A 19,080-nucleotide genomic window follows, 5' to 3' on the forward strand; every position below is an offset into this window, starting at 1 on the left:
GCCTCGTGAAACTGACGGTCAGGGTGCCCTCGTCGCATACTCGGTCTCCCCCACACGACGAAATGGTCCTGAGTTGAATGCCGGGCACTGTCGTCGGCGGGATCTGGGGGTCGAACATGGCGCTTTGCGAGCTTCCGTATTGGAATTTGGCCGCGGTGAATTTGCGACTCCCCGCGCCGTCGATTTTCATCGTCGCCTCGACGCCGTCCGAGAGGGAGAACCGAGCCTCGGAATCCGAGACCATCTTGATCGAGTTCGGTTCTGCGCCAACGGCCGCGGAGACGGCAGGCCCGATGACCGCCGCCATGACGAGCACAGCGGCTGCGCCTACGAGGGTCGAGGTGCGATGAGACTTTGTGCGAGGTGACATGGGTCTTTCTCTCAATTCTGGGTGAGGTGGCGGAGACGCCGATGCGGCGGTCGGCACTGTTCGTGCGCGGAAGCCGCGGCAAGAGCCCGGTCGATCTGGGCACCCGCCGCGGCTTCTCCATCTGAGGAGTCGTTAGGCCCGACGACGGATTCGGCGTGTCCCGGCAATCGCGGCGCCCGCCAGGGCGAGGAGAATCGCTCCTGCGGCTAGGACGGCGGTGCCCTCAGGACCGGTCGATGGGAGCGACGCTGCCGGCTTCGGCGGCGTGGCGCTCGGCGCCGCGGCCGCAGGCACGGGCGTCGGCGTCGCGGTTGCCGTCGGCGTCGGCGTCGGCGTCGGTGTGGGAGTTGGCGTCGGTGTCGGCGTCGGTGTGGGAGTCGGCGTAGGAGTCGGCGTCGGCGTAGGCGTGGGCGTGGGCGTAGGCGTAGGCGTAGGCGTAGGCGTCGGAGTCGGCGTAGGAGTGGGCGTAGGAGTAGGAGTGGGCGTAGGAGTAGGAGTCGGCGTCGGAGTCGGCGTCGGCGTCGGCGTCGGAGTCGGCGTAGGAGCAACCTCGGCCGTCAGCGAGATGCCATACCCATCCTGAGCGCTATCGGCCAGGGGGCGCGTGCCGATGACTCGAGCATCGAACGTCAGTTGTGTCACCGGCAGGGCGCTCGTCACGATGAGAGATCCGCAACCGCCACTGTCGGACGAGCATCCGTTGCTTTGTCCCCGCCAATAGCCGTCTCCGCCGCTCGTGAACGTCGATCCGGCCGACGTCGACAGGGCCGCCCCGGCCGGCACCGAACTGGCCAGGCGATAACCGTCGGACCCGCCGGACCCGCCGAACTCGGAGATGTGAAGCGCGACCTTCGTCACGGGCGCACTGAACGTCACCACGAGGGAGCCCTCACGGCAGAACTGGCCGGAGGGGCACTTGGTCGGCACCAAGATCCGCACCCCGGGCAGCGCGTCCGGCGAAATCTGGGGGTCATACATGCCGGCGGTAGATGCGCCGCTGTTGAATGCTCCCGCACGGAACTCGCGTTCGGGAGAACCGGCTGTCTTCAGCGTCGCTTCGACGCCACCCGGAAGCGTGAACCGCGCTTCGGATGTCGAGACGACGGTCGCGCTCGACGGTTCCGCGGCGAAAGCCGCTCCAACGGCCGGTCCGCAGATGAGCGCGCCCAGGAGCGCGACCACCGCCCCTACTCGCGCCGTGGTTCGCCGCTTGGTGGTTGTCATCGCCATCTCGTCCCTCTCGATTCGTACACTGATATTTCAATGTAGCAGTTCTAGAGGTCGTGCAACACAGAACGGCACCTCCCGAAAGAGGTGCCGTTCGCAGCCGCGGGCCCGCCGACAGGCGGACGGACGTGGTCAGTCCGCGATCTTGAGTGCCTGCGCGGTGTCGGCCATGACCGCACGCGCCTTCTCGGGGTCGCCGTTCAGCGTCTCGCCGTAGGTGGGGATCATTTCGCGGATGCGGGGCTGCCAGGACTCGAGCTCGTGGGGGAAGCAGCGTTTCAGGACATCCAACATGATGGGAACGGCCGTCGAGGCGCCGGGCGAGGCACCCAGCAGACCCGCGATCGAGCCGTCGGCCGCCGCGATGACCTCGGTGCCGAACTGCAGCACGCCACCCTTCTTCGCATCCTTCTTCATGACCTGGGCGCGCTGGCCGGCCGTGATCAGATACCAATCTTCTTCGCGTGCCGTGGGCATGAACTCGCGCAGCGCGTCGAACTTCTTGGCACGGGAGGCCAGCAGCTCACCGATGAGGTACTTCAGCAGGGACGGGTTGTCTTTCGCGACCGCCAGCATGGGCACCAGGTTGTGCGGGCGCACCTGCGTGACGAGGTCGGTGATCGACCCGTTCTTCAAGAACTTGGGGCTGAATCCCGCGTAGGGACCGAACAGCAGGCTGGCCTGGCCGTCGACCACGCGCGTGTCGAGGTGCGGCACCGACATGGGCGGCGCGCCGACAGCGGCCTGGCTGTAGACCTTGGCGGTGTGCTCGGCGACGACCTGGGGGTTGTCGGTGCGCAGGAACTGGCCCGAGATGGGGAAGACGCCGTAGCCCTTGACCTCGGGGATGCCCGATTTCTGCAGCAGCTTGAGAGCCCAACCGCCCGCGCCCACGAAGACGAAACGCGCGTTGACGGTGCCGGGGGTGCGCCCCACGCGGTCGCGGAAACGGATGCCCCACGTGCCGTCTTTGTGCTTCTTGAGCCCGCGCACCTCGAAGTTGAGGTTGAGACCCACGCCACCGTCGGCCACGGCCGCGTCGAAGAGCTTGTGCGTGAGCGCGCCGAAGTCGACGTCGGTGCCCGTGTGCACGCGCGTGGCGGCGAAAGGCTCGCCCGCGCGACGCTTCTTCATGAGCAGCGGCGCCCATTTATTGATGACGCGGCTGTCTTCGGAGTATTCGATGTCACCGAAGAGGGGCTGGTCTTTGAGTGACTCGTAACGCTTCTTCAGGTATTCGACGTCGCGTTCGCCACGCACGAAGGTCATGTGCGGGGCCGTGTTGATGAACGTCGACGGGTCGCCCAGCTGGCCTTCGCGCACGAGGTGCGCCCAGAACTGGCGGCTGAGCTGGAACTGCTCGTTGATGCTGATCGCCTTGGCGGGGTCGACTTCTCCGTCAGCACCCTGGGGCATGTAGTTCAGCTCGCACAGGGCCGCGTGGCCCGTTCCCGCGTTGTTCCACGGGTTGGATGATTCGAGGGCGACGTCGCCCAGTCGCTCGAAGACCTCGATGGTCCAATCGGGCTGCAATTGCTTCAGCAGAACGGCGAGGGTGGCACTCATGATGCCGCCGCCGATGAGGACGACGTCAACCGGCTTATTATCGGTCATTCCCCTAGCTTATGCCGAGTTTCGTGAGCTCTTCACGCATGCGATCGGCCATCTCGGCGTAGCCTTCGTCGTTGGGGTGCAGGCCGTCGCCCGCCATCCATTCGGGGTGCCCCTCGATCCAGTGCGAGGCGCCCGGAATGTAGTCGGCATCGGCCTCTTTCGCGGCATCCTTCACCCAGCCGCTGATCACGTCGAGCGACTCGGGGCGGTCGTCGGTGTACCAGAACGGTTCGACCACGATGAGGCGGGTGTCGGGCAGCGCGCCATGCAGGGCGTCGATGTCGCGGTCGATGGCCGCATGGATGTCATCCGCCCGGCTGTCGTACGAGAAATTGTCGTTCAAACCCATGGTCACGAACACGATGTCGGGGTCGGCGTCGATGACCTGCTCGACGAGATCGACGTCGGGCGTGCGGTTGTTGACGAAGCCGAGGCCGTTCACGCTCGGGTTCACCTCGCGCCAGCCGTTCTCGCGGCTGATGACGGTCGACCAGCGGTTGGCCGCATCCGTCGCGCCCGTGCCGAGCGTGTACGAGTCGCCATAGAACGCGACGACCGGGGCGTCGGCCGGCAGGTCGGGGGCGGGCACGGTGGATGTCGGGCCCGCGGCATCCCCGCCACCCGGTGTGCATCCGGCGAGCGCGAGCGGCACGGCCACAGCGGCCCCGAGCAGGGCACCCCAGCGGCGGAGGCGGTTGCGCGCGGAATGAGGCTTCGTCATATCTCTTGTTCGGCGCGGGCGACATGCCGGATTGCGCACGGCACAAACTGGGGACAAGATCTCGCCGGGTCCGCCTCGTTTCGGGGGATAGAGTTATGCACACTTCAGGCCCCGAAAGAATCGCGAGGACACCGTGGGCGCTGCCCCGAAACGCCGACGCCTCACGGCGACGCTGGCGATCATCTTCGCGCCGCTGCTCGCCATTGGGAGTGTGTTCGCCATCGTGTTCCTCGCGCCGCCGCCCGATCGCAACCCGTTCACCGACGTGAGTCTGTATGCAGACCCCGACTCACTCGCGGCCAACGCCGCCCAGGACGCGACGCGCGCCGGCCAAACGGCGAACGCAGCCCTGTACCAACGCCTGGCCGCCACCCCGGCCGCCATCTGGTTGACCCCAGAGGAGTACCCGCGCGGCGAGGTCGGCACCTATGTGCGCCAGGTCACCGACGACGCGTTCCGCACGGGCCGCCTACCCGTCTTCGTGGTCTACGGTGTGCCCAATCGCGACTGCGGCAACGAGTCCTCCGGTGGTCTGTCGAGCACCGAGGATTATTACGCCTGGGTCGGCGAGATCGCGACAGCGGGCCAGGAGAGCTCGGCCGAATCCGAGCGATCCCCCATCTACATCGTCGAACCGGATGCCCTCGCCCTCGCCCAGCAGTGCAACAACGAAGCTCAGCGCGTGGGCGAAGTGCGGTCGGCCGTCGACATCCTGCACGAGGCCGAGGCCACCATCTACCTCGACGGCGGGCACTCCACCTGGCGTAGCGCCGAGGACATGGCGCGACTGCTGAACGACGCGGGCATCGGCGAGGCACGCGGTTTCGCCAGCAACGTCTCGAACTACAACGCGGATGACCTCGAACACGATTATGCCGAGAAGCTCTCACAGCTCACGGGCAACAGTCACTACGTGATCGACACGTCGCGCAACGGCAACGGATCGAACGGGGACTGGTGCAACCCGAGCGGCCGCGCCCTCGGAGTCACCCCGGGCATCGTCACCGACGGCAGCCACCACGACGCCAACCTCTGGATCAAGGCGCCGGGCGAAAGCGACGGGCAGTGCAACGGCGGACCGGTCGCGGGAGCGTGGTGGCCGACGTCGGCGCTCGAGCTCACGCGCAACGCCGGCTGGTAGCCACGTCACCCACGCGGGGGACAAAATGACACCGTTTATCTCTTGAACCGAGGAATTATGCGTTTTAGCACTTCTCCATTGGTAGCATCGGCCTGATGATGACTCAGGGGGAACGGCGCGTCGCCGTCATAATCGAAGACGACCCGGACATCCGGCACCTGCTCGAGACCGTGCTCACGCAGGCCGGGTTCGAGACCGTATCGACCGGCAACGGGCTGGATGGTGTTCAGGCCGTCCGCGCCTACGACCCCATCGTCACCACGCTCGACGTGAGCCTTCCCGGCATCGACGGTTTCGAGGCCGCCCGCCGCATCCGCGCCTTCTCGTCGACCTACATCGTCATGCTGACCGCCATGAACGAAGAGATCGACACGCTGCAGGGGCTCGAGGCCGGGGCCGACGACTACCTCACCAAGCCCTTCCGTCCGCGCGAACTGCGCGCCCGCATCGAAGCCATGCTGCGCCGTCCGCGCGCGGCCGGTTCCCCTCTCGGAAGCGCCGACGCCGTGGCCGTGCAGCCCTTCGGCTCCGAGTCGAACGCTCCCGCCGCGCCGGGCGTCATCACGCCCGTGAGTGCCCCGCCCGAGCAGACCACGCACACACCCGCCGCCCCGGCGCCCGTCAGCTACTCCCCCGCCGAGCCGGCCGTGTCGGCGCCTGCCGCGTTCACGCCGGCAGACCCCGCGGCCGCCGCAACACCCACGGACGGCGCGCCCACGACACCCGGTGCCAACGACGGAGCCACCGCCCCCGCATCCGCCGCCCACCAGCAGACCGAGGGATGGCTGACCCACAACGGGCTGCGCCTGCACCCCGAGATGCGCATCGTCGAGCACGACGGAAAAGAAGTGGACCTCACCCGCAGCGAGTTCGACCTCATCCACGCGCTCATGGAATCGAACCGGCGCGTGCGCTCGAAGGCCGACCTGGCGCTGCTGCTGCGCGGCGAGAGCTACGTCACGGCCTATTACATCAACGAGGCCGACAAACGCGTCGTCGAGGTGCACATGGGAAACCTGCGGCGCAAGCTCGGCGACAGCATCACGTCGCCTCGCTGGATCGAGACCGTGCGCGGTGTCGGTTACCGCTTGGCGGCGGTCGAGGCCTGATCGCCCGACGACGCACACGATGAAGCCCCGCTCACGGCGGGGCTTTTTCGTGCCCGGATGGCACGGGATGCGGCGGCGGGTACGACGAATACTGCTCGGCGGGAGCGGCGGCGAATCTGGCGGAGTCGCGGGGGGCGAACGGGAGGAGCGGGGAGAACAGAGAGGCGGTTCCGCGGCGGTGGCTGAGGCCATCCGGGGCGGGTGTAGTGCGGTGTTGCAGGTGTTGCAGGTGGTGCGGTGATGCGGTGATGCGGTGATGCGGTGGTGCGGTGCGCTTAGGAGGCGCTCGTGCCGGCGGGCTCGGGATGCTCGAGGATCCAGAGCAGCTCGGCGCAGGTCAGGCCGCCGAGTTCGTGCAGGCGGGCCACATGCTTCTCGGCCCCGGCCACGTCGCGGCGTTTCACGGCCGAGTGGATGAGTCCGGCAGCTGCCTCGAGCATCATCGCGCCGATCATGGTGGAAGAGGAGCGGATGGAGAGGAGCACGACATCCGCATCTTGCAGGTTGTTGGTGGCGAGGGCCTGTTGCAGGCGTTCGGTGCGCGGTGTCCACAGACTCACGAAGTCGAGGACGAAGCGCCGCTGACTCGCGGCATCCCCCGACAGGTGGTCGAGGAGCCGCGAGTAGCGGTGGTGTTCGATGTATCTGGTCTGGATCAAACCTTGTAGCCTCGCTGACGACGGATCAATTTGGTGAACATGCTGAGGGTCTGCAGCACGGTGATGACGCCCAGGATAGGCCAGCCGATCCACAGCACGGTGGACTGAACGACCACCGAGAGCTGGAACCAGGTGAAGACCAGTACCGCGAAGATCGCGACGGCGACGACGAGGGGGACGAGGTAGGCCTGTCCGGCACCGCGCTCGGCTTTGGCCTGGGCGGCCCAGTTGTCGACCTGCTTGCGGCTGGCGAACTTGGTCCAGGCGCGGACGAAGTGTCCTAGGCGCACGATCATGTAGATCTCGGCCGGGAAGAACAACACCGCGAACAGGATGTCCTTGGCGTTCCGGTTCTTCATCGACAGGGCCACGCGCAGGTTGAGCGCCATGGCCGTGATCGGCGGAATGAGCCAGATCGGGCTGAAGACGAAGGCGCTGATCGAGAGCGATGCGACGAGCAGCGTGACGAAGAGCAGGCGGCTGAACATGTTGATCAGCATGGAGAAGTGCTCGAACCAGCGCAGGCGCAGGTTGGGGTGGAACGGCTGGCCCTTGGTGTCGCCGCGCTGGCCGGGCCACATGAGTTCGATGGCGCCGAAGTTCCATTTCACCTGCTGGGCGTCGAGGCCGCGCAGAGTGGTCATGCCGCCGACGTTGGCGCGGGACTGGGCGCTGATCTTGGTGAGGTAGCCGGCGCTCTTGATCTGCAGCGAGAGGAGCGAGTCCTCGACCTCTGAGTCCTTGACCCACGGGGTGGCCTGGTGGTTGTCGACCATGACCTCGCGCAGCGTCTTGACGGCGAAGATGGAGAACTGGCCGCCGAGCACGGCCATGTTGCGGCCCTTCAGCATGTTCTGCATGTTGAAGGCGGCGAACTGGGCGCGCTGGCCGGCGATGAGGAACGAGGGGATGACGCCCTTCATGTCGCTGTCGTCGATCGAGTAGATCGCCGAGATGCCACCGATGCGGCTGTCCGAGGCGATCTCGGCTTCGAGCTGTTCGACCGCGATGGGTTCGGCCGTGGTGTCGCCGTCGACACCGAGCAGGTAGTCGCAGCCCTCGACGAGCGAGAAGCCGTAGTTCAGGGCGCCGACCTTCTTGTCCTTGTTCTCGCCGATGTCGTGAACGTAGATCTCGGTGGACTGCATGCCCTCGCCCTGGCCGCGGGTGTGCGGACCGGCGTAGTGGCTGGCGATCTCGACGGTGTCGTCGGTCGTGTTGTTGACGATCACGTGGATGACGTCGGGGATGCGCGTCTGGTTCAGCAGCGAATCCAGCACCGACGCGATCGACTCGGCCTCGTTGTAGGCCGGGATGATGCATCCGATGGTCGGCTTGTAGGTGGGCAGCGCTTCGACCGACTCCATGAAGTCGGCGGCGTAGGCCTCGAGGTCGGGGTCGATTTCGACGCGGGAAGAGACGTAGGGGTTCTCGTTCGTTGCCATGATGGGCTCTGGCAATGCCTTCTCGGGTGTCGGGTTGGACATTGCCTACTCCATTCGTTTGAGGGTTCGGATAGATGCTGAGCGGGTCGAGCTGAAGTCTGGGGTTCGTGCTGGTGTTTCCGTGGCACTTCGGGGTGCTGATTAGAGTCTCCACGGCCCACCACAGGGTTTGCGCTGGGATCAGCTAGGATCGCGTCAAGACTTGCTCAAGATTTGCTCAGCTCCGGTCGGGGCCCGAAACCCGAGACCAGCTCATACCTCCCGGGGGGACCCCATGCCGTTGCGCCGACGACTCGTCAGCACCGCACTCGCCGCCGTCGTGGTGGCGTCGCTGACCGCGTGCGGCACGCCGCCGTGGATGACGGGGCGCACCCCCTCGGCATCGCCCTCGGCCACACCGACCGCCGTCGCCATCCCCACGCCCACACCCGTTCCGACGATCGAGACGATCCAGAACGACCTCGCGGCGGGCAGCACCAAGCGCAACCTCACGGCCGGCAACATCAACATCACGGTCGACTACTTCTCGACGCTCATGATGAACGAGTGGACAGCCGGGGCCAACAAGCCCATCAGCTTCTCGCTCACGGGCGCGCTGGCGTCGGACGACGACGGGCAAGACATCTTCCTCTCGCGCGTGAGCGTCACGACGTCCGTGCAGGGCAAGGGTGGCGTCTCGCTTCCCGCGCCGGGTGCGCTGAGCGATCAGGCATCCGTGGCGCCGGGCTATCTCGTGAAGTCGCCCTACAGCTACAGCCAGACGTTCGTGCTGCCGGCCGTGGATGCCGCGGCCACCGAGGTCACGCTGTCGTTCACCTATGAGCTGCTGCTGCAGACCACGCCCACGTCGACCGCCTATGCCAAGCAGACGGCGACCGACACGCTGACCATCGCCATCGCGCCGTAGGTCGGGTTAGCGCAGGGCCGCGAACGACTGCGACCGGTTGCCGCCGGCCGCCCGGGCCGCGCGCAGAGCGGTCTGCACCTGTTCGCTGAGCGTCGCGTAGTCGGCGGGGCCGCGCGTCGTCGTCGCGACGCCGAAGCTGGCCGAGATGCGGATGCCCGTCACGCGGTCGAGCGGCTGGTCGACGAGCGCCGTCTGCACGCGCTCGATGAGGGGCTGCACCTCGCGCTCGTGGTTGATGATGGCGAGGATCGTGAAACGCCCGCCGCCGTTGTGGCCGATGATGGCCGAGAGCGGCGCCTGTTCGCGCAGCGCCGCCGCGAAGCGCGCGATGGCCTGGTCGCCGAGCGAACGGCTGAACGCGTTGTTGAGGTCGGTGAGGTTGTCGACCTCGGCGCCGATCATGGCGATGGGCTGCTTCTGCAGGCGCGCGCGTTCGACCCGGTCCTCGGCCAGGCGGGCGAAGGCCCCGTCGCTCAAGACCCCCATCGAGAACTGCGCCTCGGCCGCCGTTCCGCGACCGCGGCCCGAGGCGTCGCCCGGGCGCTGTGCCGACCATTCGGTGCGCAGAACGGACATCGAGAGCGCGGCCGACAGCGTGAGCAGCGTGGCGATGAAGGTCGAGATGAGGGTGTTGAAGTAGGTCTGGAAGACGTCGCTCAGCGGGCCGAGCGTGACGAAGACGAGCAGGCGCGCCCCGAAGAAGACGGCTACCGTCCAGAGCACGGCCGAGAGGATGCGGGCATTGATCTTGTCGTTCAGGCGACCGCGCAGCGTCTCGATGCCCGCGAGGGCCGCGAAGAGGGCCACTCCCCCGAGCTGCGCCTCGCCTCCGGCCCAGTCGCCACCGCTCGGACCGTAGACGACAACGTTGGCGGCGACGAGGATGGCGGCGATCCCCACGATGAAGAACCAGGAGCGGCGGCCGTTGAAGATACGTGCACCCGACCACATGGCCCCGAGCGAGGTGACGAACGCCGCATTGCCGATGGCCACGGCCCACCAGGCATCCGGAACCGTGCCCCAGACGGCGTAGCTGAGCGCTGTGAGCATGCCCATGACGAAAGCGATCGACCACAGGCGGCCGACGGGGTCGTTGCGGCGCAGGGCCGTGTTGAGCACGAAGGAGACACCGCACAGCACGACGACGAGACCGTTGACGATCAGCAGCGTGTTGAGGTCGAGATTCATGAGGGCCTTTCGCGCTCAGGCGCCCAGGACAGCCTGGCGGGGCAACGTGACGATGATGGTCGTGCCCTCCCCCGGGATGCTTTCGACCTGGACCTGGCCGTTGTGTTGTTCGATGATGTTGCGGGTGATGTTGAGCCCGAGGCCCGTGCCGTGCACGCTCGACTGGCGCACCGAGTCGGCGCGATAGAACTTCTCGAACAGACCCTTCTGCTCCTCGGCCGACATGCCGATGCCGGTGTCCGCGACGCGCAACGTGACGGTGTCGTCGGTTTCCGAGATGCTCACCATGACGATGCCGTTCTCGGTGTTGTATTTGATGGCGTTCGAGACCAGGTTGTCGATCACCTGGCGCAGGCGGAAGCCGTCGGCCTGCAGCACGATGCCCGGGTCGGCAACCGTTTCGAGGGTGATGCCCCGCTCGGATGCGGCGGGGCGCAGGCCCTCGAGCGACTGCTCGACGACCTGGTTCAGGTCGGTGCGACTGAACGTGAGCAGGTAGAGGTGTTCGGAGTCGGCCGCCGTGGTGAGCAGGTCGGCCACGAGAGCGAGCATGCGGTCGGCGTTGTTGAGTGCGACCTCGATCATGGCGCGCGAGTCTTCGTCGACGCTCTCGGAGTCGAGCACCAATTCGAGATAGCCCAGGATGGAGGTGAGCGGCGTTCGCAGTTCGTGCGATACCGAGGCGACCAGGTCGTCACGGGCCTTGATGGCCTTCAGCTCGGTCGTCACGTCGCGCGAGACGATGACCGATCCGTCGCGTTCGCCCTTCTCGGTGACGAGCTGCCGGCCCGAGAACGAGTGCGCGGTCGAGGGGCTGTCGGCGGATGCCATCCAGACGGTGACGTTGTCGAACGTCTCGCCGCGCATGGCCCTGGTCGACGGGCGCTGGTCGACCGTGAGCGGGGTCGTGCGGTCTTCGTCGTAGAGGTTGGAGATGAACGAGGTTCCCTCGAGGGCGCCGTACTGGTCGAGCAGGCGGCGGTAGGGCTCGTTCGAGATGGTGACGCGGCCCACGTCGTCGAAGCCCACGACACCGAAGTTGACGGCGTTGAGCACCTCGTCGAGCGTGCGCTTATCGCGGCGGGCGCGGGAGAGGGCATCCTCGAGCAGGAGCGCCTGTTGGCGCAGGAGGGTGCGTTGGGCGCGCGAGCGTTTGGCCGTGAGGTAGGCCGTCGTCGACACGAAGAAGAAGGTGATGGGGAGAACCAGCAGGCGTGGGAGGTCGTCGACCTCGAGGGTTCCTGGACTGAGGGCGGCCGACATCCAGAGATAGATGGAGGCGACCAAGGGCCCGAGCGCTGCGGCAAGGAAGCCGAAGTAGGTCGACATCCAGATGATCGGGAAGACCATGAAGAGCGAGGCCCCGAGCGCGGGTTCGCCCTCGCGCAGGAAGGCGAGGGCGATCAAGTCGAGCAGCGGCAAAATGATGACGGATGCTCGGGGCACCACGCCCCAGGGGATGACCGCCGAGAGCACGGTGGACACGAAGACGATGCCCGCGCCGATGAGGAAGAGAGGCGACGACGCCGTCTGCGGGTTGAGGACGATGACGACGCAGACGAGGATCAGGACCGCCACCGACAGCAGCAACTGCGTCAGGAAGACGTTTCTCTCGAGCCTTTCGCGTTGCCCGGCCAACTCCTCGACGGGCTCGGCGGAAGTGGTCATTGCATGAGACTAGCTCAGACGGCGGCGACGCGTGCGGCGATGAGTTCGGCGATCTGGACGGCGTTCAGGGCGGCACCCTTGCGCAGGTTGTCGTTGCTGATGAACAGCGCCAGACCGCGGCCCTTCGGGGCACTCTGGTCGGCTCGGATGCGGCCGACGAACGACGGGTCTTGACCGGCGGCCTCGAGCGGCGTGGGCACATCGCTGAGCTGCACGCCCGGAGCATCCGACAGCAGTTCGGTGGCGCGCTCGGGCGTGAGCTCGCGCTCGAACTCGACGTTGATCGACAGCGAATGCCCCGTGAAGACGGGGACGCGCACGCACGTGCCCGAGACGAGCAGCTCGGGGAGCTCGAGGATCTTGCGGCTCTCGTTGCGCAGCTTCTTCTCTTCGTCGGTCTCGTTGTCGCCGTCGTCGACCAGGTTGCCGGCGAACGGGATGACGTCGAAGGCGATGGGGCGCACGTATTTGACGGGTTCGGGCAGCTCGACCGCACGGCCGTCGTGCACGAGGCCCAGCAGGTTGGGGGATGCCGTGGCCACACGGATCTGGGTGGCCAGTTCTTCGGCGCCCGCCAGTCCGGAACCGGACACCGCCTGGTAGGTGGAGACGATAAGGCGCTGCAGGCCGGCCTCGGCGTCGAGCACCTTCAGCACGGGCATGGCGGCCATGGTGGTGCAGTTGGGGTTGGCGATGATGCCCTTGACCGCCTGGTCGATGGCGTGCGGGTTGACCTCGCTGACGACGAGGGGAACCTCGGGGTCCATGCGCCAGGCGCTCGAGTTGTCGATGACGGTGGCGCCGGCCTCGGCGAAGCGGGGGGCGTGGGCGCGCGAACCGGTGGCTCCGGCCGAGAACAGGGCGATGTCGAGGCCCGACGGGTCGGCCGTGGCGACGTCTTCGACGACGATGTCTTCGCCCGCGAAGCGGATGGTGCTGCCCGCCGAGCGCGAGGTGGCGAAGAAGCGGATGCTGGCGAGCGGGAAGTTGCGCTCCTCGAGCAGTTCGCGCATGACGCGTCCGACCTGTCCGGTGGCGCCGATGATGCCGACGTGTACTCCTGTTGCCATGGCGGGGACCTCGCTTGTTCGGGGAGTGGGGTGCTCCGGATGGTGCGCGTGCGGTGGTGCGGGCGGTGCGGGCTTGTGCTGCGCGCCGAGCTGCGGGCCGGGCTGTTTAGCGGCCGGTGCCCGCGTAGACGATGGCTTCTTCGTCGGCGTCGAGGTCGAAGGCGGCGTGCAGCACGCGCGCGGCGTCGTTGACGCTGTCGGCGCGCGTGACGACGCTGATGCGGATCTCGGAGGTCGAGATCATCTCGATGTTGATGGAGGCGAGGTGCAGCGCTTCGAAGAGTTTGGCCGAGACGCCCGTGTTGGTGCGCATGCCGGCGCCGACGAGGGCGAGCTTGCCGATCTGGTCGTCGTGCTGCAGGCCGGTGAAGCCCACCTCGGACTGTTCGGCCTGCAGGGCTTTGAGCACGGACTGCGCCTCGGATTTGGGCAGCGTGAACGAGATGTCGGTGAGGCCGGTCGCGGCGGCGGACACGTTTTGCACGATCATGTCGACGTTGGCGTTGGTCTTGGCGACGATCTTGAAGATCTGGGCGGCTTTGCCGGGCACGTCGGGCACGCCGACGACGGTGATCTTGGCCTCGGACAGGTCGGTCGCGATGCCGGTGACGATGGGCTGTTCCACCTGTTCGCCTTCTTTCGGGTTGATGACGAGGGTTCCCTCGTTGTTGTTGAACGACGACCGCACGTGCAGGGTGACACCGTGGCGTCGAGCGTACTCCACGGCGCGGATGTAGAGCACTTTGGCGCCGGCCGCTGCGAGTTCGAGCATCTCTTCGCTCGTGATGGTCTCGATCTTGCGGGCGCGCGGCACGACGCGCGGGTCCATGGTGAAGATGCCGTCGACGTCGGTGTAGATCTCGCAGACGTCGGCCCCGAGGGCGGCGGCGAGGGCGACGGCGGTGGTGTCGGAGCCGCCGCGGCCGAGGGTGGTGATGTCGCGCGTGTCGCGGTTGAAGCCCTGGAAGCCGGCGACGATGACGATGGAGCCTTCGTCGAGGGCTTCGCGCAGGCGCACGGGTGTGACGTCGACGATGCGGGCGGCGCCGTGTTGGGCGTCGGTGATCATGCCGGCCTGGCTGCCGGTGAAGGAGCGCGCGTCGTAGCCCATGCTTTTGATGGCCATGGCGAGCAGGGCCATGCTGATGCGTTCGCCGCTCGAGAGCAGCATGTCGAGTTCGCGGGGTTCGGGCATCGGCGTCACCTGGTGGGCGAGGTCGAGCAGTTCGTCGGTGGTGTCTCCCATGGCCGAAACGGCGACGACGACGTCGTTCCCGGCGCGGCGTGTTTCGACGATCCGCTTGGCGACGCGTTTGATGCTTTCGGCGTCGGCGACGGATGATCCGCCGAACTTCTGCACGATGAGGCTCACGTGGTTCTCCTGTGGGGGCGTGGGGCCGGGGCCCGAACCACCATTGTAGGGGCGGCGACATGCCGCTTCGTCAATGTGTCGGCGACCCTCACGAGACGGCCGCGTTCGCCGCCGGTTCGTTGCCGGCGGCCGGTGCGAGGGTTCCCTCTGTTCGAGCGTGCACGCCGCTTATTTGACGACGGTGCGACCTTCGAAGGCGCGGCCGAGGGTGACTTCGTCGGCGTATTCGAGGTCGCCGCCGACGGGCAGGCCCGAGGCGAGGCGCGTGATGCGCATGCCGAGGGGGCTCATCAGGCGGGAGAGATAGGTGGCTGTTGCTTCGCCTTCGAGGTTGGGGTCGGTGGCGATGATGACCTCGGTGACGGTGTCGTCGGCGAGGCGCTGCATGAGCTGGCGGATGCGGAGGTCGTCGGGACCGATGCCGTCGATGGGGCTGATGGCCCCGCCGAGCACGTGGTAGCGGCCACGGAATTCGCGGGTGCGCTCGATGGCGACGACGTCTTTGGCTTCTTCGACGACGCAGATGAGGCTGAGGTCGCGGCGCGGGTCGCGGCAGATGGAGCAGGTTTCTTGTTCGGCGACGTTTCCGCAGATGACGCAGAAGTGCACTTTGTCGCGCACGATCGTGAGGAGTTCGGCGAGGTGGGCCACGTCGAACGTTTCGGTCTGCACGATGTGGAACGCGATGCGTTGCGCCGACTTCGGGCCGATGCCGGGCAGGCGCCCGAATTCGTCGATGAGTTCTTGAACGATTCCTTCGTACATTGCTTATTGGCCTCGATTGAATCGTGTGGCGGGTACGTGCGGCTGCTCTTCGAGGAACGTGGCCCCGAGGAGTTCGCGCACGACCGCCTCGCCGTAGCGGGTGGAGGCGGCGGGGTGGCTTTGGTGCCCGGCGGTGGGGCCCGGGTCGACTTTCGGCTCGGCGGCGCGCTTCTTGGCGCGAGCGACGGCGGGTGCCGGCACGTCGGGGGCGGCGGCTGCGGGGGCCGCGGCGGGGCGGGCGCGCGGCGCGACGGGCGGCGGGCCGACCGGCGGGATGATGGTGGGGCCGGAAGACGGCGTGGCCCAGGGCGAGGCCTCGGCGGGCGTGGTCGAACCGAACCCGGGGTCGGGGAACGGCGCCTCGTCGTCTTCGGGCGGAGGCATGTCGTCGTAGGGCGGCTCGTCGTCGATGGGCGGCGCCTCGGCGTCGGATGTCGCGGGGGTGCCGACAGCGGCAAGTTTCGCGGGGGCGGCGGCAGCCGCAGGTGTTGCAGATGCCGCGCCCGGCTCTGGTGCGCCCGTGGTCTCGGCGGCGACACGTTCGGAGGCAGCGGCGATTCCCGCGTCGCCACCGGTCGCCCCGGAGGCCCGGCCGGAATCCGCGGCCGACGCCGCGGCACTGTTGTCGTCGTCGGACGAGACGTCGGACTGCGGGATGGCGACGACGTGCCAGCCAGAGCCGTCGACAGTCGCGGCGGGTGCGTTCGGAGCGGCGGCGGCGCGGTTCGCGGAACGCCCCGCGGACGCGTCGCGTGCTGAGGCCGGGGAGGAGGAAGACGCGGTCTGGTCCGCACCGCCGGAGGCGTCCGCGCTGGTGTCGTCGGCCGGCCGACCGGCGGCGGGTGCCGGGTTCGCACGAGGCGCGTTCGCGGGGGCGCCGGGTTCTCCGTCCCGCGGCCCGGCGGCGGGACCGCGCGTGCCACCCGATCCGGGACCGGGGTCGACGCGGGCGATGTATTTCACCCGGATGCCGAGGACATCGACGATCGCGCGGCGCAGCCATTCGCTCGGGCCCTCGCCGGCGTCGGCCCGTTTGAAGCCTTCGACGTCGTTGTGGCTCGGGAAGGTGAGCGTGAGGATGTCTCCCTGCAGCGCTCGCACGGTTGCCGTCGCGGCGACGAGCCACGCCGGGCGGCTCGTGTCGGCGACGCGTTCGAGGATCTCGGGCCAGGCGTCTTTGAGCTGCTGCAGCGACACGGGTGCCGCGGCGGTGCCGGACGCCGGGGATGCCAGGTCGGCAGCGGGAACGGCAGGAGCGGCCGCGAGGTCGGGGGCCTTCTCTGCAGCGCCCGGTGCGGAGGCCGCGGCCGGATGCGTGTCGGCGGCGATCGGGGCATCGACCTGGTCGGCACCCGGCGACGCGGTGTCCGCGGCATCGACGAGGGGCTGGTCGGCGAGGGGCACAGTGGCAGACGGCTCGTCGGCAGACGGCTCGTCGGCAGACGGCTCGTTGATAGACGGCTCGTTGATAGACACAGAAGACGCATTTTGCGGGTTCGGCGAAGTCTCGTCGGCTGCATCGCGAGCCAACTCGGCGGGCGTGGACTGCGCCGGGGTCGGTTCGGCCTGACTGGACTCGGCCGGCGCGGACTCGGCCTGAGCGGACTCAGCCGAGGGCTGCGCCGAGGTCGAACGAGCAGTGGCGGGCTCGGTTGTGGTCTCTGCGACGTCGATGCCCCAGGACGCTGCCGCCGCCTTCGCCAGCGCTTCACCGGTTGCCGCTGTCGTTGCGGCCGCGTCGCTCGACGGAGCTGCGACGACATCCGCAGCCGGAGCCGGAGCGGCGGTCGCCGCATCAGCACCTGGAACCTGGGAGCGCACGGGAGCTTGTTCGCCCGAAACATCGTGAGCGCGCGAAGAAGCCGGCGCACGTGGCGGAGTCGAGGCCTGCGTTTGCGACGGGGCCTGGGTGTGCGTCGGGGCCTGGGTGCGCGCCGGGCCAGCGTCGCGTGCCGGTGCGGCAGCCGCTCCGCCGCCTGGGCGGGCAGCCTCGCCGCGCGGTGCCGGCTCGGCGTTGTTTCCGCCCGAGCCGTCGACGCCCACGCGCCGCTCGAGCCGCTCGACACGCGCCAGGGCGCCGCGCGAGCTGTCATCCATCGACGGCACCAGAATGCGCGCCGTCATCAGCTCGAGGTGCAACTTGGGCGACGTGGCGCCCGTCATCTCACTGAGGGCCGCGTTGACGATATCTGCCGTGCGGCTCAGCTCGGCCTGCCCGAAGCTGTCGGCCTGCACAGCCATGCGATCGAGCTCGTCTTGCGGGATGCCGCGCAACACCGCCTGAGCCCCGGCAGCGCCGGTCGCGCCCACGACGATCAGGTCGCGCAGGCGCTCGAGGAGGTCGTCGACGAAGCGGCGGGGGTCTTGGCCCGTCTGGATGACCCGGTCGACCGCGTTGAAGGCCGCCGCCGCGTCTCGAGCGCCGAGCGCCTCGACGGCGTCGTCGAGCAGCGTGGCGTGCGTGTAGCCCAGCAGCGCGACGGCGCGCTCGTAGTCGACGCTCGTGCCATCGGACCCGGCCATCAGCTGGTCGAGCAGCGACAGCGTGTCGCGCGCCGAACCGCCACCGGCACGCACCACGAGCGGAAGAACACCGGGCTCGACCGTGACGCCCTCGAGATCGCACATGTGCTGCACGTATTCGAGCATCTGCGCCGACGGAATGAGCCGGAACGGGTAGTGATGGGTGCGCGAGCGGATCGTGCCGATGACCTTGTCTGGCTCGGTCGTGGCGAAGATGAACTTGATGTGCTCTGGCGGCTCTTCGACGATCTTGAGCAGCGCGTTGAAACCCTGCGGCGTGACCATGTGGGCCTCGTCGAGGATGAAGATCTTGTAGCGGTCGCGCGCGGGGGCGAACACGGCACGCTCGCGCAGATCGCGCGCGTCGTCGACACCGTTGTGGCTCGCCGCGTCGATCTCGACGACGTCGAGCGAACCGCCGCCGTCGCGACCCAGCTCGACACAGCTGGGGCACACGCCGCAGGGGGTGTCGGTGGGCCCCTCGGCACAGTTGAGGCAGCGCGCGAGGATGCGGGCCGACGTCGTCTTGCCACAGCCGCGCGGGCCGCTGAAGAGGTAGGCGTGATTGACACGGTTGGTGCGCAACGCCGTCATGAGTGGATCGGTCACCTGCGACTGACCGATCATTTCGGCGAAATTCTCTGGCCGATAACGGCGATATAAGGCGGTGACCACGAAACCAATGCTAGCCGCCACCACCGACATTCGCCGGGGTGGCAGACTCGAGGCATGAGCGCACAGGGAACCGCCGCCCGCGTCGTCGCCGTGAGCCGCGACGACGCCCACAATTTCAGCAAACCGACCGCCCCCGACATCCGCCTGGTCGCGGGCCGCGGGGTCGAGGGCGATGCCCACTTCGGCGAGACCGTGCAACACGTGCACCGCCTGAAGAGAGACCCCGAATCGCCCAACCTGCGGCAAGTGCACCTCATGCACAGCGAGCTGTTCGACGAACTCGGCGAGCGCGGCTTCGAAGTGGCACCCGGCGAGCTGGGCGAGAACGTGACCACCGAGGGCATCGACCTGCTGGGGTTGCCAGAGGGCACGCGGCTGCGGCTCGGCTCCGACGCACTCATCGAGATCACGGGGCTGCGCAACCCGTGCACCCAGATCAACGGCAAAGAACGCGGGCTCATGAAAGCCGTGCTGGGCAAGGATGCCGAGGGCAATGTCATCCGCAAAGCCGGCGTCATGAGCATCGTCGTCACGGGCGGCATGGTGCGCGCGGGCGACCCCATCGAGATCGAGTTGCCCGCCGAACCGCACCGCCCGCTCGGCGTCGTCTAACGCGCAGGAAGCCG

General features: G+C 67.9%; 16 protein-coding genes. 5 read left to right on the forward strand and 11 right to left on the reverse strand.

Features of this window, described 5'->3' with window-relative positions; translation table 11 throughout:
• Positions 1-502: 502 nt before the first annotated feature.
• Positions 503-664 (reverse strand): LPXTG cell wall anchor domain-containing protein, encoded by a 162-nt coding sequence (locus ACZ6IE_RS10995; RefSeq protein ID WP_464608629.1) that lies wholly within the window; start codon positions 662-664, stop codon positions 503-505.
• Between ACZ6IE_RS10995 and ACZ6IE_RS11000 the strand changes: the two genes are divergently transcribed.
• Positions 588-953, forward strand: coding sequence for a hypothetical protein (locus ACZ6IE_RS11000; protein ID WP_464608654.1), 366 nt, complete (start codon positions 588-590; stop codon positions 951-953). The two genes, ACZ6IE_RS10995 and ACZ6IE_RS11000, sit on opposite strands and share 77 nt — an antisense overlap.
• Before the next feature lie 776 nt (positions 954-1,729).
• Here ACZ6IE_RS11000 and ACZ6IE_RS11005 read toward each other — a convergent pair.
• Positions 1,730-3,211: a malate:quinone oxidoreductase gene (locus ACZ6IE_RS11005; protein ID WP_464607987.1), complete on the reverse strand. Its 1,482-nt coding sequence runs from the start codon at positions 3,209-3,211 to the stop codon at positions 1,730-1,732.
• A gap of 4 nt (positions 3,212-3,215) precedes the next feature.
• Positions 3,216-3,932 (reverse strand): SGNH/GDSL hydrolase family protein, encoded by a 717-nt coding sequence (locus ACZ6IE_RS11010; RefSeq protein ID WP_464607988.1) that lies wholly within the window; start codon positions 3,930-3,932, stop codon positions 3,216-3,218.
• A gap of 133 nt (positions 3,933-4,065) precedes the next feature.
• Here ACZ6IE_RS11010 and ACZ6IE_RS11015 point away from each other — a divergent pair, with 133 nt between their 5' ends.
• Positions 4,066-5,073: a glycoside hydrolase family 6 protein gene (locus ACZ6IE_RS11015; protein WP_464607989.1), complete on the forward strand. Its 1,008-nt coding sequence runs from the start codon at positions 4,066-4,068 to the stop codon at positions 5,071-5,073.
• 95 nt (positions 5,074-5,168) lie between these two features.
• The gene (locus ACZ6IE_RS11020) at positions 5,169-6,182 is read left to right on the forward strand and encodes a response regulator transcription factor (RefSeq protein ID WP_464607990.1); all 1,014 of its coding nucleotides are present in this window, start codon (positions 5,169-5,171) and stop codon (positions 6,180-6,182) included.
• Between the two features lie 275 nt (positions 6,183-6,457).
• Here ACZ6IE_RS11020 and ACZ6IE_RS11025 read toward each other — a convergent pair whose 3' ends face one another.
• Together ACZ6IE_RS11025 and ACZ6IE_RS11030 are read right to left on the reverse strand one after the other, a co-directional pair.
• Positions 6,458-6,841 carry a hypothetical protein gene (locus tag ACZ6IE_RS11025; RefSeq protein WP_464607991.1) on the reverse strand — a complete coding sequence of 128 codons (384 nt, stop codon included), beginning with the start codon at positions 6,839-6,841 and terminating at the stop codon, positions 6,458-6,460.
• A complete protein-coding gene (locus ACZ6IE_RS11030) occupies positions 6,838-8,328 on the reverse strand; it encodes a glycosyltransferase family 2 protein (protein WP_464607992.1) in 1,491 nt (496 codons plus the stop codon). The genes ACZ6IE_RS11025 and ACZ6IE_RS11030 overlap by 4 nt, the downstream gene beginning before the upstream one ends.
• 232 nt (positions 8,329-8,560) lie before the next feature.
• Between ACZ6IE_RS11030 and ACZ6IE_RS11035 the strand changes: the two genes are divergently transcribed.
• On the forward strand, positions 8,561-9,193 hold the full coding sequence (locus tag ACZ6IE_RS11035) for a hypothetical protein (protein ID WP_464607993.1): 633 nt from the start codon (positions 8,561-8,563) through the stop codon (positions 9,191-9,193).
• A gap of 6 nt (positions 9,194-9,199) precedes the next feature.
• Here the strand turns inward: ACZ6IE_RS11035 and ACZ6IE_RS11040 are convergent, their stop codons facing one another.
• The 6 genes from ACZ6IE_RS11040 to ACZ6IE_RS11065 form a co-directional block, all read right to left on the reverse strand.
• Positions 9,200-10,381, reverse strand: a complete 1,182-nt coding sequence (locus ACZ6IE_RS11040) for a diguanylate cyclase (RefSeq protein ID WP_464607994.1) — start codon at positions 10,379-10,381, stop codon at positions 9,200-9,202.
• A 15-nt stretch (positions 10,382-10,396) separates the two neighbouring features.
• Positions 10,397-12,049, reverse strand: coding sequence for a sensor histidine kinase (locus ACZ6IE_RS11045; RefSeq protein WP_464607995.1), 1,653 nt, complete (start codon positions 12,047-12,049; stop codon positions 10,397-10,399).
• A gap of 14 nt (positions 12,050-12,063) precedes the next feature.
• The gene (locus tag ACZ6IE_RS11050; RefSeq protein WP_464607996.1) at positions 12,064-13,119 is read right to left on the reverse strand and encodes an aspartate-semialdehyde dehydrogenase; all 1,056 of its coding nucleotides are present in this window, start codon (positions 13,117-13,119) and stop codon (positions 12,064-12,066) included.
• Positions 13,120-13,225: 106 nt separating this feature from the next.
• The gene (locus ACZ6IE_RS11055; protein ID WP_464607997.1) at positions 13,226-14,491 is read right to left on the reverse strand and encodes an aspartate kinase; all 1,266 of its coding nucleotides are present in this window, start codon (positions 14,489-14,491) and stop codon (positions 13,226-13,228) included.
• A gap of 168 nt (positions 14,492-14,659) precedes the next feature.
• Positions 14,660-15,256 carry a recombination mediator RecR gene (recR, locus tag ACZ6IE_RS11060; protein ID WP_464607998.1) on the reverse strand — a complete coding sequence of 199 codons (597 nt, stop codon included), beginning with the start codon at positions 15,254-15,256 and terminating at the stop codon, positions 14,660-14,662.
• A 3-nt stretch (positions 15,257-15,259) separates the two neighbouring features.
• On the reverse strand, positions 15,260-18,454 hold the full coding sequence (locus tag ACZ6IE_RS11065; protein ID WP_464607999.1) for a DNA polymerase III subunit gamma and tau: 3,195 nt from the start codon (positions 18,452-18,454) through the stop codon (positions 15,260-15,262).
• Between the two features lie 54 nt (positions 18,455-18,508).
• Here ACZ6IE_RS11065 and ACZ6IE_RS11070 point away from each other — a divergent pair, with 54 nt between their 5' ends.
• Positions 18,509-19,066, forward strand: coding sequence for an MOSC domain-containing protein (locus tag ACZ6IE_RS11070; protein ID WP_464608000.1), 558 nt, complete (start codon positions 18,509-18,511; stop codon positions 19,064-19,066).
• The last annotated feature ends 14 nt before the right edge of the window (positions 19,067-19,080 follow it).

Source organism: Okibacterium sp. AC114 (assembly GCF_979253355.1).

Excerpts from the sequence above, each read along its gene's own strand:
- ACZ6IE_RS11005 (WP_464607987.1), bottom strand. The coding sequence starts at position 3,211 with ATGACCGATAATAAGCCGGTTGACGTCGTCCTCATCGGCGGCGGCATC.
- ACZ6IE_RS11010 (WP_464607988.1), bottom strand. The coding sequence starts at position 3,932 with ATGACGAAGCCTCATTCCGCGCGCAACCGCCTCCGCCGCTGGGGTGCC.
- ACZ6IE_RS11020 (WP_464607990.1), top strand. The coding sequence starts at position 5,169 with ATGATGACTCAGGGGGAACGGCGCGTCGCCGTCATAATCGAAGACGAC.
- ACZ6IE_RS11030 (WP_464607992.1), bottom strand. The coding sequence starts at position 8,328 with ATGTCCAACCCGACACCCGAGAAGGCATTGCCAGAGCCCATCATGGCA.
- ACZ6IE_RS11035 (WP_464607993.1), top strand. The coding sequence starts at position 8,561 with ATGCCGTTGCGCCGACGACTCGTCAGCACCGCACTCGCCGCCGTCGTG.
- ACZ6IE_RS11040 (WP_464607994.1), bottom strand. The coding sequence starts at position 10,381 with ATGAATCTCGACCTCAACACGCTGCTGATCGTCAACGGTCTCGTCGTC.
- ACZ6IE_RS11045 (WP_464607995.1), bottom strand. The coding sequence starts at position 12,049 with ATGACCACTTCCGCCGAGCCCGTCGAGGAGTTGGCCGGGCAACGCGAA.
- ACZ6IE_RS11050 (WP_464607996.1), bottom strand. The coding sequence starts at position 13,119 with ATGGCAACAGGAGTACACGTCGGCATCATCGGCGCCACCGGACAGGTC.
- recR (WP_464607998.1), bottom strand. The coding sequence starts at position 15,256 with ATGTACGAAGGAATCGTTCAAGAACTCATCGACGAATTCGGGCGCCTG.
- ACZ6IE_RS11070 (WP_464608000.1), top strand. The coding sequence starts at position 18,509 with ATGAGCGCACAGGGAACCGCCGCCCGCGTCGTCGCCGTGAGCCGCGAC.